The sequence below is a fragment of the Granulicella sp. S156 genome (assembly GCF_009766105.1).
Taxonomy (GTDB): Bacteria; Acidobacteriota; Terriglobia; order Terriglobales; family Acidobacteriaceae; genus Granulicella.
Genome location: NZ_LMUH01000014.1, coordinates 1 through 13,109, shown reverse-complemented (window position 1 = coordinate 13,109; position 13,109 = coordinate 1). Strand labels below are relative to the sequence as shown.

Below are 13,109 nucleotides of genomic sequence, written 5' to 3'. Positions count from 1 at the left end.
GTTGGGAAAGCTTAGCTTCTCCCCCGAGACCAGCCGTCTCATCCCATCTGAAGGGGCGATCTATTGGTAGCGGTACGGTCGATTGCGTCTTCCGAGCTCTGCGTTCTATTGGCCCCATAACTTACCGGGTCCAATAGAACAAACTCCGCCATCAAAGCGGAAACTCCATAAACACATCCGCACGCGTATAAGGCATCGGCGGCAGCTTCTCCGGCGGCACATGCCGAAATCCAACCGACTCATAAAGATGGACCGCACTCTTTAGCTTCTTTCCGCTTCCCAGAAACAACGATCGAGCACCAATCGCTCTAGCCTGGGCGATGGCATGCAGCAGGAGCTTCCGTCCGAACCCACGCCCCTGCCACCTCGGCATCACGGCCATCTTCGAGAGCTCATACACGCCGTCACCCATGGGGATGAGCGCAACACACCCCACGCTCTCCCCTTCCTGTTCCAGCATGTAGATATGCCCACCCTTCCGCAGGATCGTATTCTCCGGATCACCGAGCACTTCGCGGTCCTTCGCCTCCAGGACAAAGAACTGAGTAATCCACTCCTCGTTCAAGGTGCGGAATGCAGTCGCGTCATCCCCTGACTGAAGCCCGCGAATCGAAACGGTCGCATCTGCCGGACTGGGGTCTGGTGTTGAAAGCTGAAGATCTTCTAAAGAGGGCATACTCATAACTCCTTGTCAGCAGTGTGGCTCCAGACAAACATCATGTCCAATATATTGTTTGGCTTGATTATGATCTTTAAAGTATGGATCGCCGCATTGAACTTCGCCATCTCCGTTACTTCGTGGCTGTCGCCGAGGAGCTGCACTTCGGTCGCGCCGCCGAAAAGCTCCACCTCGCGCAGCCGCCGCTCTCACAACAAATACGGCAGCTTGAAAGCATCCTCGAATATCCCCTCTTCCTCCGCACCTCGCGCTCGGTCCGTCTGACGCCAGCTGGCGAGGTCTATCTGGAACGGGCGCGGCGCCTACTCCTCTCCGCGGAACGCGATATCCATGAAATGCGTCAGGTAGCCAAAGGAGAGATGGGTTCGCTGCACATTGGCTTCGTTGGCTCCGCCATGCTGACGCAGCTCCCCTCCACCTTTCGCGCTTACCGTGAAGCCTTCCCCGGGATAGAGCTTCACTTGAATGAGTCCTTCAGCGCCCGAGTTATAGCTGGTCTTGAAGACGGCACGCTGGACGTCGGCATCCTGCGAGACGGAGATCAGGCTGACATGTTGCAGGTAACGACGCTCTTCTCAGAACCCTTCGTCGCTGTCGTTCCAGCGCACCACGCCCTGGCACGCAAGCGATGGCTCTCTCCCGCAGCTCTGCGCGGTGAGCCCCTTGTCTTCTATCCGCGCAGCGCCGGCAGCCGGGCCTTTGAGAAGACGATGTCGGTATGCGAAGCCTTCGGATTTCGGCCTCAGATCACGCAGGAGGCCTCCCACTGGCTCACCATTCTTCGCCTGGTAGGCACTGGCGTCGGTGTGTCCATCGCACCGGCATGCGTCCAGCACCTCGCGTCGCCGGAGAGCGTCTGCATTCCGTTCCGTGGAGTGGATGTCGTCAGCCAGGTCGAGATCGCCTGGCGCAAAGGAGACCGCCGCCCCATGATCGAGCACTTTGCACATCTGGCGAGAAAACAGGAAGCCCTGCACTCCGCAACAACATTGCACCTGCGCAGAGGTAAATGAATATGAACGAATCTAAGCCCCGAAGGGGCGACGCTATCACAGCCCAGGGTGTAGGCGGCTGACGAGCGTTTTTTGCTCGCCGTGTCACCGCAACCCTGGGTTACGGCCCCAGACAAGGTAGAGCCCTGTAGGGGCGATCCATCGGTGGGGGCACGAACCTTAGATCCAAAGGCAAGATTCATCACCATGCACCTCCCCACTTGATACTCTTGAACCCGATGAGCACTTCTTCCAATCCCCTCCCCCTAGGCTTCCGATGGTCCTCCGTCAAAGCCGGTATCAAAGCTAGCGGTAAACCCGACGTCGCACTCGCCGTATGCGACGGCGGAGCCAGCGCCACCGCCCTCTTCACCAGCAATCAGGTCGTAGCCGCACCCGTAATCGTCGGACGTAGACATCTCTCTGCAACCGGTGGCCGCGTCTCGGCTGTCCTCGTCAACGCGGGCAACGCCAACTGCGCCACCGGCGAGCCCGGGATCGACGCCTGCCGCAAGAGCTGCATCGCCGTCGCCGATCAGTTCGGCTGCGTCTTCGACGAGATCTTTCCGTCATCCACCGGCATCATCGGCGTTCCCTTGCCGATTGAAAAACTCATCGCCGCCATCCCTGCTGCGAAAGCCGCACTCGGCGACACCTCCGAGCACGCCGAAGCCTTCGCCACCGCAATCCTCACCACCGACACCAAACTCAAGGTCGCCCACGCAAGCTTTGAGGTGGAAGGCCGCACCGTCAACCTCTTCGGCTGCGCCAAGGGTGCAGGCATGATCGGCCCCCAACTCATCCCGCACGCGACGATGCTCGTCTATCTCTTCACTGACCTCGCAGCTTGTTCGGAACATCTCGCCTCAATGCTGCTCTCGGCAGTCGAGGGTAGCTTCAACTCCATCTCCATCGACGGCGACATGTCCACCAACGACACAGTCTTGTTGTTGGCCAGTGGCAAGAGCGAAGTAGCCGCTCAGGGTCCGGCAGTTCCCGCCTTCGAAGCGGCCCTGCAAAGCGTCTGCGACTCGCTAGCCCACGCCATCGTCGACGACGGCGAAGGTGTCACCCACGTCGTCACCCTCGAGATCACTGGCACGCACACCGACGCGGATGCCAAAGCCATCGCCCGCACCATCGCCACATCGCCCCTCTGCAAGACAGCCTGGTCGAGCGCCGATCCCAACTGGGGCCGCCTGCTGGCCGCCGCCGGCCGCGCCGGAGTCACCTTCGATCCTGCGACCGTAACCGTCACCATCGGCGGCCTTCCCGTCTTCGCCAACGGCACCCGTGCCACCAGCTTCGACGAAGACGCCACCCACGCCGCCATGGGCGAGCGCGAGTACACCATCCATATCGACCTCGGCCAGGGCGACGGCAAATCGAAGTTCATCACCTGCGATCTCACCCACGAGTACGTCAGCATCAACGCCGATTACTCAACCTAGAACCGCGAACGTCCATCCAGGCCGCAAAAGGAGCCAAGTTTCGTCACGGAAGCCGTGGCGAAACTTGGCTCTTTTCTTCGCGCTCTTTGCGTCAAAGCATTGGTTCCACCCACCCAAAGGCCCGCTCCACTAGCGCATCACTATAAGGAGCATTTATCGTAATAGTGGAAGATTGCATACAAGGGGATGTATAGATGCCGACGAACGTCGATGATGCTGTAAAGCTGGACCTGACCGCTGAGGTCGCTGAATGGATCGAAGCCTTCGACGAAGTCGTGGCCCAGGATTGGGAACAGGGCGCCGTCCTGCTCTCCGCGCTGCGCACCCGCGCCCGTGAGGCCGGAGTCCCCGCCATCGGCGACGTCACCACCCCCTACCACAACACCATCCCCAAGTACGACGAAGTTCCCTACCCCGGCGACCGCTCACTCGAACGCCGCGTAGAAGCACTCATCCGCTGGAACGCCATGGCGATGGTGCATAAGCAGAATAAGTACGACGCGGGCATCGGTGGCCACATCTCCACCTACTCTTCGCTTGCCACGCTGCTCGAAGTCGGATTCAACCACTTCTTCCACGCCAAATACCCCAGCGACAAAGGCGACCAGCCCGGCGACTTCATCTACTTCCAGGGCCATGCCTCTCCCGGCGTCTACGCCCGCGCCTACCTCGAAGGCCGCTTCGACGACGCCCGCCTCAAAAACTTCCGCCACGAACTGCGCGGCGAGCCCGGCCTCTCCAGCTACCCGCATCCCTGGCTCATGCAGGACTTCTGGCAGTTCCCCACGGTCTCCATGGGGATCGGCCCGCTGAACGCCATCTACCAGGCCCGCTTCATGCGCTACCTGGAGAACCGCGGCCTCATAGAGAAGACCGACCGCAAGATCTGGGCCTTCGTCGGCGACGGCGAAACCGACGAGGTCGACACCCTCGGTGCCATCGGTCTCGGCTCGCGCGAACACCTCGACAACCTGATCTTCGTCGTCAACTGCAATCTGCAGCGCCTCGACGGCCCTGTGCGCGGCAACAAGCGCATCATCGACGAACTCGAAGGCATGTTCCGCGGCGCTGGTTGGAATGTCATCAAGGTCATCTGGGGCTCGGATTGGGATGAGCTCTTCGAGCGCGATCACCAGGGCTTGCTTCTCAAGCGCATGGAAGAGTGCGTCGACGGCGACTTCCAGACCTTCAAAGCCAAGGATGGCGCCTATCTCCGCGAACACTTCTTCGGCAAATATCCTGAGCTGCTGAAACTCGTCGAAGACAAGACCGACGAGGAACTCGCCAAGCTACATCGCGGCGGCCACGATCCAGCCAAGGTGTACAACGCCTACAAGCGTGCTCTGGAGCACAAGGGCGGCCCCACCGTCATCCTCGCGAAGACCGTAAAGGGCTACGGAATCGCCTCCGCTCAGGCCCGCAACGCGACCCATTCGGAAAAGAAGCTCACCGACGAAGGCCTAGCCGCCTTCGTTCAGCGCTTCGACATTCCAATCCCAGAAGCCGCCGCCAAGGACGCCACTTTCTATCGCCCGGAGCCTAGCGATCCTGCGATCCAGTACATGCAGGCCCGTCGCCAGGAGTTAGGCGGTTACCTGCCTGCCCGCGAAGTACCGAAGTCCAACTTCGTCGCCCCCAAAATCGAGTTCTTCAAGGAGTGGATGGGCGGCTCCAAGGGCCGCTCCGTTTCCACGACGACAGCCTTTGTCGGCGGCATGCTGCGCGCCATGCTCAAGGAGCCCACGATCGGCAAACTCATCGTGCCTATCGTTCCGGACGAAGGCCGCACCTTCGGCATGGAGTCGGTGATCTCGCAGGTCGGCATCTATGCCCCCGAGGGCCAGAAGTACACACCACACGACTCCGACATGCTGCTCAAGTATCGCGAAGAAAAGGGCGGCCAGATCCTTGAAGAAGGCATCACGGAAGCCGGCTCCATGGCCAGCTTCACCGCTGCCGGAACGGCCTACACGAACTACAAAATTCCGATGATCCCGTTCTACATGTACTACTCGATGTTCGGCTTCCAGCGCATCGGAGACATGGCATGGGCCTTCGCGGACTCGCGCGGCAAGGGTTTCCTGATGGGGGGCACCGCCGGCCGCACCACCATGCTCGGCGAAGGTCTGCAGCATCAGGACGGCCACTCGCCTGTCATCTCCGGCACCATTCCCACCTGCCTCACCTACGACCCTGCCTACGCCTACGAGATGGCGATCGTCCTGCAGGACGGCCTGCGTCGCATGTATGAGGCCGGCGAGGATTGCTACTACTACATCACGATGTACAACGAGGACTACGCCATGCCCCCGATCCCCGAGGGCGAAGGCATTCGCGAAGGCGTCCTCCGCGGCATCTACAAGTTCAAGGCCTCCGAGAAGCCCTCGCAGCTTCAGCTCTTCGGCTCCGGCCCCATCCTCAACGAAGCCGTCCGTGCCCAGCAGATCCTCGCCGAGAAGTACAACATCGCAGCCGATGTCTGGAGCGTTACCAGCTACAACGAGCTGCGCCGCGACTGTCTCGACACCGAGCGCTTCAACCGCCTGCATCCCTCCGAAAAGGAAAAGACTCCGTACATCGTGCAAGCCCTGGGCAAAGCGGCCGGTCCCATCGTCGCCGCCAGCGACTACATGAAGTCGCTGCCTGATTCGCTCTCTCCCTGGCTAGGCTCACGCCTCGTCTCGCTCGGGACTGACGGCTTCGGCCGCTCGGACAACCGCGAGCACCTGCGCCGCCACTTCGAGGTCGACGCCGAATCCATCGTCGCCGCCGCGCTCTCGAAACTCGCCCGTGAAGGTGTCGTCAAGCCCAAGGTGGCAGAGAAAGCCTTCGCAGAGCTTGGCCTGAATACGGAAGGCGCAGGCGCAGCCCACGCATAACCTCGGCAGTCATTCTGTGGCACTGTAGTAATTTTGAAATTCAACCCTTCGCACGAGGCTCACTGTTTGTTTGAAAATCCGCTCCTCCCCCATCGCAGGCTCAAAGAGTTGCACGCGCTGATGTTGCGCTGCCATACGCTTGATCGTCGTAAAGCCGGCCCCGCGCGGGAAGCCTTGCTGGCTGCTGCCGCAATCCAACTGCGTCCCGGCGACCTGATCTTCGGGGAGGGCGTCGACACCACAGCCGAAGCGCTCGCTCCACCTCCAAAACCAAATGCTTTCTCAACGGGAAAATCCGCAGCCGAGCCAATTGCAGGTATCCGTCTGCCCAAGGCTTCGAGGCTGACACTCTACGCGGCCACGGCCTTGGGATTGCGAATCGCAGGCTCAGACGGCGTAGTCATGGCACTCGCTACCGCCGGCACCGCTGAACCTGGCTGGGCCGCCGCACTCGAGTATGCTCACCACGCACGCTTGCCGCTCTTGCTCGTCTGTGCCGACTCGACAGGAGGCCGCGCCCGTGGTGGCACATCCGCACTCAGCTGGCAGGGCGTATCGAAGCTGGCCAAAAAGCTGCACCTTCCAGTTCTGTCCGTCGATGGCGAAGACGCCGTCGCGGTCTATCGCGTGGCACAGGAGTCCGTACTCCGGGCACGCGTTGGAGATGGCCCAGCGGTGATCTGGGGCGTCTTGACCCCAAAGGGAACAAAGTCCAGCCGATCCATGCAGCCCCTCGCACGCATGGAAAGCTATCTCGCAGCACGCGGGTTATTCCCTGCAAAAACTGGCGGACGATCGCGTTCCTGATTCATCGCTAACACCCTTTGGCAGGACGAATCCGCGTGCGTTCCGGGTACACTGGCAGCATGTCTTTTTCATGGTTCCAGGGACGAGCGGTCTTGCTCGCGTGGCTGCTTATAGCCTTTTCCGCAGCTACGTCGGCACATGCCCAATCGCAGACCGTTCCCACTGCGCCGCTGCCGGTTCCGACCCCTGCGAGCAGCCTTCCCTCCATGCCCACGCCAATCCCCGTGAAAACCATCGGAGATGTGCCTCAGCCGACCCCTGCCCCTGCTCAACCCCCTTCAGTAGCGACACCACAGGTACCCGTTCCCACGCCCCAGTCTCCATCGAATGCTCCCGCCGTAACACCGCAGCCTCCTGCAACGTCTCCACAAGATTCAATACCAGCGCCGACCACACCTACGGAACAGCCCATCGTAGTTCCGCCAGGACTCGCTACAGGAACTCCTTCGGCTCCGCCTGCAATCCAGGCCCCCGTCCAAGTCGAGATGCCTCCGCCCGCCGTAACCGCATCTCTGCCGTCAGTGCCGGCATATGATCCCACGGTCTTCGTTCCAAAGCTACGTACGGATGAGCTTGGTTCAACGTACATTCCAGTCGACAGCCCCATCTATCCCATGGCTCTCCGTCTCTACTCGATGGGCTATCTCGATTCAGCCTTCATCGGCCTGCGTCCCTGGACACGTCGCAGCCTGCTGCACATGCTCCAGAAATCGTCCGGCGAAATCATGGCCGACGGCAACGAGCAGGCCGTGGCGATCCTCGCCAAGCTCAACGAATACCTCTCCGATGAGGTCCCCGGCAGGGACTTCACACGTGGCCGCGTCTATGGCGTGGAGAGCGTCTACACAAGATTCCTCGGCATTAGCGGGCAATCCCTGCGCGACAGCTTCCACCTCGGCCAGACGATCGTAAACGACTACGGCCGTCCCTATGAACCCGGCTTCAACAACATCACAGGCTTCTCCTCCGTAAACGAGATGGGCCGGTTCTCTCTCTACGTGCGCGGCGAGTATCAGCACTCTCCCTCCGGTGCGGGATATTCGCCTATACTTTCGGCCGAACTGTCCTGCAACGACGAGATTCCCTATCCGGGCTTCGCTTGTTCCCCTCAAGATCAGATCACTACCTCCACATTCAATCTGAATCAGGCGACGATTCCTACGGGGCCTATCGCCGCGCAGAATCCCTTCCGCCTCCAGGAGGCCGTTCTTTCCGTTCATCTACTCGGCCATGAGATCTCCGGCGGCAAGTCCGATGCCTGGCTGGGGCCAGCGATGGGCGGCGCCATGGCGTGGAGCAACAACGCCGAGAACATCTACTCGTTCCGCATCAATCGTATCGAGCCACTGCATATTCCGTTGGTTTCAGATCTGCTCGGCCCCATCCGTTACGACTTCTTCGTGGGCTCGCTGAAAGGCCACACCGATCCCAACTCCCCCTGGGTCCACTCGGAGATGTTCTCTTTCCGTCCGACCAAGAACGTCGAGATTGGCTTCCAGCGCACCGTGATCTGGGGAGGAGAAGGCCATGTACCGGTAACCCTCCACACCTTCTTCAGAAGCCTCTTCAGCGTCAGCGATACAACCGCGTCAGAAAAAGCGTCCTCCGCCGATCCCGGAGCGCGCTTTACCGCCTTCAACTTCTCCTGGCGACTTCCATACATCAGCAAGTACGTCACGCTCTATACGGACTCCGAGTCGCATGACGATGTCACTCCGCCCAGCGCTCCTCGCCGCGCAGCCTATCGGCCGGGCGTCTACATCTCCCAGTTCCCCCACTTGCCCAAACTCGACTTCCGTATCGAAGGCGTCAGCACCGACACCTCTACCCTGCGCAGCTTGGACGGTCAGTTCAACTACTGGGAGGGCGAACAGCCCCAGGGATATACCAACAAAGGTTTCATCATGGGCGACTGGATAGGCCGCGAAGCCAAGGGGGGCCAAGCCTGGCTCACCTATCATCTCTCTTCCAACGAGTGGATACAGCTTGAGTACCTGAACAAGAAGACGCCCAAGGACTTCATCCCCGGCGGAACAACCCAGAACCAGTTCAAGGCCGAGGTTGTAAAGCGTTTGCCACACGACCTCGAGCTGGATGCATGGCTGCAGTACGAACGCTGGAAGGCCCCCGTGCCTCTCGCCAACTTCGGCGAGCCTCTCCAGATCATCAGTCCGATACAGAATCTGTATCTCCCCGGCCCGCAGAATGACACCACCATCGCCGTGCAATTCACCTGGCACCCGAAGCTACACACCGAACGGAATCTCGCAGGACGCTGATCAGTACACCAACATAGAGCGCAACGAGAATCTTCGCAGTCCCGTCTCTACTTACTCAAAGATTGCCCAACGATGTGGGGGGATCGCGAAGTGGCCTCCAGGTTCCATCGAAGCATCGCCTAAGAGAACTTTGGTCGCACCAGGATCAGAGAAAGCCATCGGCTGATCATCCAGATTGAGCGCGACAATGACTCGTCGATCTTTCCCCTCTGTTCGATAGAGGAACTGCGTATTGCTGAGCTGAATAGAAGTCGTCTTGGCAGAGTGAAGCCATGGATTGCGCCGCCGCAGTCCTGTCAGTTGCTGATGAAGACGATAGGTCTCCCATCCAAACGGAGCCAACCCTGCCGGTCCCTGCTCGGGAAACTCCGGACGAATTGCATCGTCGCCTCCCGCCCGCTGCTCCTTGATTCCGCGGAAGGCTTGCTCGTCGCCGTAGTAAATACAAGGTGTTCCACCAACCGTAAACAGGATTACGATGGCGTGTTCAAGATGGCGGACATCCTCGATCTGGCTGGCAATCCTCGTGACGTCGTGATTGCCGACAAAGGTGACTGGAACAAACGTGTCCAAATACTCGTTGTGACGGTTGAGAGCCCAGGCAAGCTCGAACCAATTGCGATCGTTGATGGAACTCCACAGAGCCTTCCATAACTCATACTGCGTTACAGAGTCGAGGCTGCCACGATTCACCGCATCTGCGTAGTCTCCGTGAATCACCTCTCCGAAAAAATACGCGCCGGGGTAATGGTTACGAACCTCAGGAAGCACATTGGACCAAAAGCTCGGAGGCACGGCGTAAGCGGCATCCAGGCGCCAGCCATCAATTCCCGCATTCAGCCAGTGAAGCATTACCTCTTGCACGAACGCAGTTACTTCGAGGCTTTCGTGATTCAGTGCGATTAGGCTCTCGTGTCCTTCAAATGTTTCGTAGGTCGCGTCAGCGCCTGATCCCTGGTCTGACCTCTTTGATCGGAACCACGCCGACTCAGGAGAGCCTGCTCCTGATGAAAGCGCCGTTTGAAATTTGGGGAAGTCCGACCCTACGTGATTGAAAACGCCATCCAGGAGTACGCGGAGACCCCGCGCATGGGCCGCCTGTATCACCGCAGTGAAGTCATCGAAATCGCCAAGCCTGGGATCAATCTGAAAGTAGTCAACCGTGTCATAACCATGTGTGGAGGCGGAGAAGATAGGGCCGAGAAGGAGACCAGAAACACCAAGTTCGACCGCATAATCGAACCACTCTATGAGGTGCGGCAATCGGTGATGAATCTCCTTCGATTCCTGCCGCGATGGTGCTCCAAGAAAACCCAGGGGGTATACGTGCCACCAGATCGCATGCTGAATCCAGGAGGGCTTAGCTTCCAAGTGTCGAGACACCTCCTCTGGCGAATGAAACTGAATCACATGATCCATAGCTCTAAGCGCTCCCCCTGCTAGCGTTGGAACTCTCTGGGGAGAAGTCTGCAAGTCGTTCCATAATCCCCGACGCAATCTGAAGAAGCTGTATCTCGGTTTCGCTAATACTCGAAATCGCTGAAGCCAGCCAGATATCGCGCTCGCTCATATCCCGTCGCAATAAATCCTTCCCCTTCTGTGTGATCTTGAGTATCGCTTGTCTGCCGTCACGAGAACTTCTATTGCGCACCATAAGACCTTCCGCCTCAAGTTCAGCCAAGAGCTTCGAAAGAGATTGCGGTTGCAGATGCTCTGCTGCGGCAACTTCCCCAGGGGAACACTCACGATTTGGGTACAGGTAGCCCAGGACACAAAGCTTATTCGCACTTAGCGCATCCATTGAACGCTCCGCCCGTAGTCGCCGTCCAAGCCGAGTCACGCTCCGCCTTAGATCGGTTGCGAGCGCTAAATTAGAATTCTCTTTCATCAAAATTGATTCTACTATAGAAATATAAATGTTCGAGGTGAAGGTCGTAGTCCCGTAGGCAATCGCATTTAAAACTTTAGTGCCAAGACAACTGCAAGAATATTTAAATGGAGAATAATCATCATATTTTGGCAGTAAACCACGCCATAAAGGGGCGACGCTATCACAACCCAGAGCGAAACCCTGGGTTGTGGGCCGATAGGATGCAGAGCACTGAAAGGGCGATCAGCACAGAATATAGTTCGCTAATAGAACGGTATAACGAGACCCATAAGGCGATCTCCCAAGCTACCCCTTCTCTATTCACACAGAAAACGAATGGTCTAGGGACGTGGAGGCAGGTATGCCGTAATGCGTTCGGGTGGGTTGCCCCTGCGGATTTGTTTGGCTTGGCGATGGAGATGGGCGACAGGATCGTCTGGGCTGCCTGAGTCCTCTTCTTCGGCAGGTTCGGTGAGACGCTCCTCAATTTCGTGACCGATCTTAGGATCGAAGACTATCTGAAGACCGAGAAATCCCAGAGCCACAAGCGTTGATCCATATCTTTTGAAGCGCCGGCGTTTCGTCCGAGGCTTCGTGCCGTGGGAGAGACGACGGTAAAAGGCGATAGCGATGAGAGCTGCGGGCAGAAGTAGCCGCGGCAAGGTGCCGATGTGAAACGGCATAAGACCCTCCTATTCGATTCAGGCAGAGCATCAGGGCTACGCCGATGACACAGCAAACATGCGCATGCGGTGTCATCGGGGTGGTCGTCCCGACGTGGACAGCTACAGGGTGTAGCGGCTTAGGCCTGAAGTTCTGGTGGAGGGCGCTGAAAGCGGGAAGGATGATCGGGTGATGCGTTCGCGGAACCGCGGATGCATTCGCCCGTTTGCTGGAGGGTTCTGTGGAAGTTTACAGCCGCACAGATCCGGAGGACTGAGAGAGCACCGTTGGAGAACGGCTGGCTACTGACGGCAGTTAACCGATAGGGATCGGCAAGCGCTCTGCCGGTAGCGTGGTTTAGAGGAAGAGTAACGGCGCAGTTCGTTTGCTGGTGAACCGGTCGGCTACACGGAAATACGCCCGAGATCACTGCGAAGAGCAGGATGATGAGCGCTAGCTGACTAAATCTGCGGTTGGTCAACACTGTGGTTGAATTAGACCACAACATCGGTGACACAGGGCTTGAGGTGATCGTCTACCGCCTTCCCCTCCTTCGCCACGCATTCCTTGAAGTAATCCAGAGACTTGGCTAGTCCCCACGCAACGGCATCTTGGGCTCCCATCCCAAGCAGGGTCTTCGCCTCCGGCTTGCGCTGCTTCGAGTCGTCCTGAGACAGCCGCTCACATTTCTAACACGAGAATGCTTGCCTTCGATTAAAAGCATACTTACCTTTAGTGCAGTGAGTGCTAATCGAGGAGAGCCCATGGAATACCCTATAGAGACTGGCGAGGCACAATCCATTCAGCGCAGTTACGAACTGTACGTGGAAGGCCTCATGGCTGGAAAAACGAGGTACAGTGCCGGAATAGACGCCGGGTTTACAAAATACAGAGCTTCACATGCAAAGCGGCTTATCGAAGGCCCGGAGACGGAAGAGTTGATGAAAACGGCAACACCCCGCACCCTCTCCGGGCAAACTCGCAGCGAGCGCTATGTCGAAGGTCTGATGGATGGCAAATCCAAGGCACAGGCGGCACTGGAGGCGGGATTCTCTGAGAGTCAGGCGCGCAACCCTAGCGAACGGATCGAAGGGCCCATCACCGACGCTCTCATGCGCAGCTCGCTCGCCAAAGCGGCCATCAATCTGGATGTTCTGGCATGGAAGGTGCGCGCGGGCCTGGATGCAACCCGTCCGCTAATTGTCCCCGGAGGACCGGGACAGGGGCCAAACGTGCAGCAAGTAGAGGACTACGCTACGCAGTTTCGATTCATTCAGCACGCGCACAAGCTACTCCGCGACGCCAGCCCTGAACCCCCTCGAATCAGCATGCGTCTTGCGGCAGTGGGAAGTAACGAACCAAAGCAACGAATCACAGAATATACAACCGACTATCACAAACCTTAGGGCAACCATAGGTGCGGGTGGCTGTAGCTGGTCAAGAGGTTGTTACATCGTCGAGTCTGCTGACGGGCGGTTTGTCGTTGAGG

At 58.6% G+C, this 13,109-nt stretch carries 11 protein-coding genes; 6 read left to right on the top strand and 5 right to left on the bottom strand.

The features are described from left to right. Positions 1 to 151: 151 nt before the first annotated feature. Positions 152 to 676, bottom strand: a complete 525-nt coding sequence (locus GSQ91_RS13470; RefSeq protein WP_158822279.1) for a GNAT family N-acetyltransferase — start codon at positions 674 to 676, stop codon at positions 152 to 154. Between the two features lie 83 nt (positions 677 to 759). Here GSQ91_RS13470 and GSQ91_RS13465 point away from each other — a divergent pair, with 83 nt between their 5' ends. The 5 genes from GSQ91_RS13465 to GSQ91_RS13445 all read left to right on the top strand — a co-directional run bounded on the left by GSQ91_RS13465 (position 760) and on the right by GSQ91_RS13445 (position 9,087). Then, positions 760 to 1,692, top strand: coding sequence for a LysR substrate-binding domain-containing protein (locus GSQ91_RS13465; protein WP_158822277.1), 933 nt, complete (start codon positions 760 to 762; stop codon positions 1,690 to 1,692). A gap of 218 nt (positions 1,693 to 1,910) precedes the next feature. Then, positions 1,911 to 3,122: a bifunctional glutamate N-acetyltransferase/amino-acid acetyltransferase ArgJ gene (argJ, locus tag GSQ91_RS13460; RefSeq protein ID WP_158822275.1), complete on the top strand. Its 1,212-nt coding sequence runs from the start codon at positions 1,911 to 1,913 to the stop codon at positions 3,120 to 3,122. Positions 3,123 to 3,316: 194 nt separating this feature from the next. Beyond that, the gene (gene aceE, locus GSQ91_RS13455) at positions 3,317 to 6,001 is read left to right on the top strand and encodes a pyruvate dehydrogenase (acetyl-transferring), homodimeric type (RefSeq protein ID WP_158822273.1); all 2,685 of its coding nucleotides are present in this window, start codon (positions 3,317 to 3,319) and stop codon (positions 5,999 to 6,001) included. A 66-nt stretch (positions 6,002 to 6,067) separates the two neighbouring features. Then, on the top strand, positions 6,068 to 6,808 hold the full coding sequence (locus GSQ91_RS13450) for a thiamine pyrophosphate-dependent enzyme (protein WP_158822271.1): 741 nt from the start codon (positions 6,068 to 6,070) through the stop codon (positions 6,806 to 6,808). Positions 6,809 to 6,843: 35 nt separating this feature from the next. Continuing rightward, positions 6,844 to 9,087 carry a capsule assembly Wzi family protein gene (locus GSQ91_RS13445; protein ID WP_158822270.1) on the top strand — a complete coding sequence of 748 codons (2,244 nt, stop codon included), beginning with the start codon at positions 6,844 to 6,846 and terminating at the stop codon, positions 9,085 to 9,087. Positions 9,088 to 9,138: 51 nt separating this feature from the next. Here the strand turns inward: GSQ91_RS13445 and GSQ91_RS13440 are convergent, their stop codons facing one another. The 4 genes from GSQ91_RS13440 to GSQ91_RS26070 all read right to left on the bottom strand — a co-directional run bounded on the left by GSQ91_RS13440 (position 9,139) and on the right by GSQ91_RS26070 (position 12,243). Next, on the bottom strand, positions 9,139 to 10,458 hold the full coding sequence (locus GSQ91_RS13440) for an alpha-amylase family glycosyl hydrolase (RefSeq protein ID WP_216845239.1): 1,320 nt from the start codon (positions 10,456 to 10,458) through the stop codon (positions 9,139 to 9,141). A gap of 52 nt (positions 10,459 to 10,510) precedes the next feature. Next, on the bottom strand, positions 10,511 to 10,888 hold the full coding sequence (locus tag GSQ91_RS26240; RefSeq protein ID WP_216845237.1) for a MarR family transcriptional regulator: 378 nt from the start codon (positions 10,886 to 10,888) through the stop codon (positions 10,511 to 10,513). A 410-nt stretch (positions 10,889 to 11,298) separates the two neighbouring features. Further along, a complete protein-coding gene (locus tag GSQ91_RS13430; protein WP_158822264.1) occupies positions 11,299 to 11,640 on the bottom strand; it encodes a hypothetical protein in 342 nt (113 codons plus the stop codon). Between the two features lie 474 nt (positions 11,641 to 12,114). Continuing rightward, the gene (locus GSQ91_RS26070) at positions 12,115 to 12,243 is read right to left on the bottom strand and encodes a hypothetical protein (protein WP_256370382.1); all 129 of its coding nucleotides are present in this window, start codon (positions 12,241 to 12,243) and stop codon (positions 12,115 to 12,117) included. Positions 12,244 to 12,384: 141 nt separating this feature from the next. On the opposite strand from GSQ91_RS26070, the gene GSQ91_RS13425 reads away from it, so the two are divergent. After that, positions 12,385 to 13,026: a hypothetical protein gene (locus tag GSQ91_RS13425; RefSeq protein WP_158822262.1), complete on the top strand. Its 642-nt coding sequence runs from the start codon at positions 12,385 to 12,387 to the stop codon at positions 13,024 to 13,026. Positions 13,027 to 13,109: the final 83 nt, after the last annotated feature.

Coding starts and splice junctions, on each gene's coding strand:
- GSQ91_RS13470 (WP_158822279.1), bottom strand. CDS start 676: ATGCCCTCTTTAGAAGATCTTCAGCTTTCAACACCAGACCCCAGTCCG.
- GSQ91_RS13465 (WP_158822277.1), top strand. CDS start 760: ATGGATCGCCGCATTGAACTTCGCCATCTCCGTTACTTCGTGGCTGTC.
- argJ (WP_158822275.1), top strand. CDS start 1,911: ATGAGCACTTCTTCCAATCCCCTCCCCCTAGGCTTCCGATGGTCCTCC.
- aceE (WP_158822273.1), top strand. CDS start 3,317: ATGCCGACGAACGTCGATGATGCTGTAAAGCTGGACCTGACCGCTGAG.
- GSQ91_RS26240 (WP_216845237.1), bottom strand. CDS start 10,888: ATGGATGCGCTAAGTGCGAATAAGCTTTGTGTCCTGGGCTACCTGTAC.
- GSQ91_RS13430 (WP_158822264.1), bottom strand. CDS start 11,640: ATGCCGTTTCACATCGGCACCTTGCCGCGGCTACTTCTGCCCGCAGCT.
- GSQ91_RS26070 (WP_256370382.1), bottom strand. CDS start 12,243: ATGGGAGCCCAAGATGCCGTTGCGTGGGGACTAGCCAAGTCTCTGGAT.
- GSQ91_RS13425 (WP_158822262.1), top strand. CDS start 12,385: ATGGAATACCCTATAGAGACTGGCGAGGCACAATCCATTCAGCGCAGT.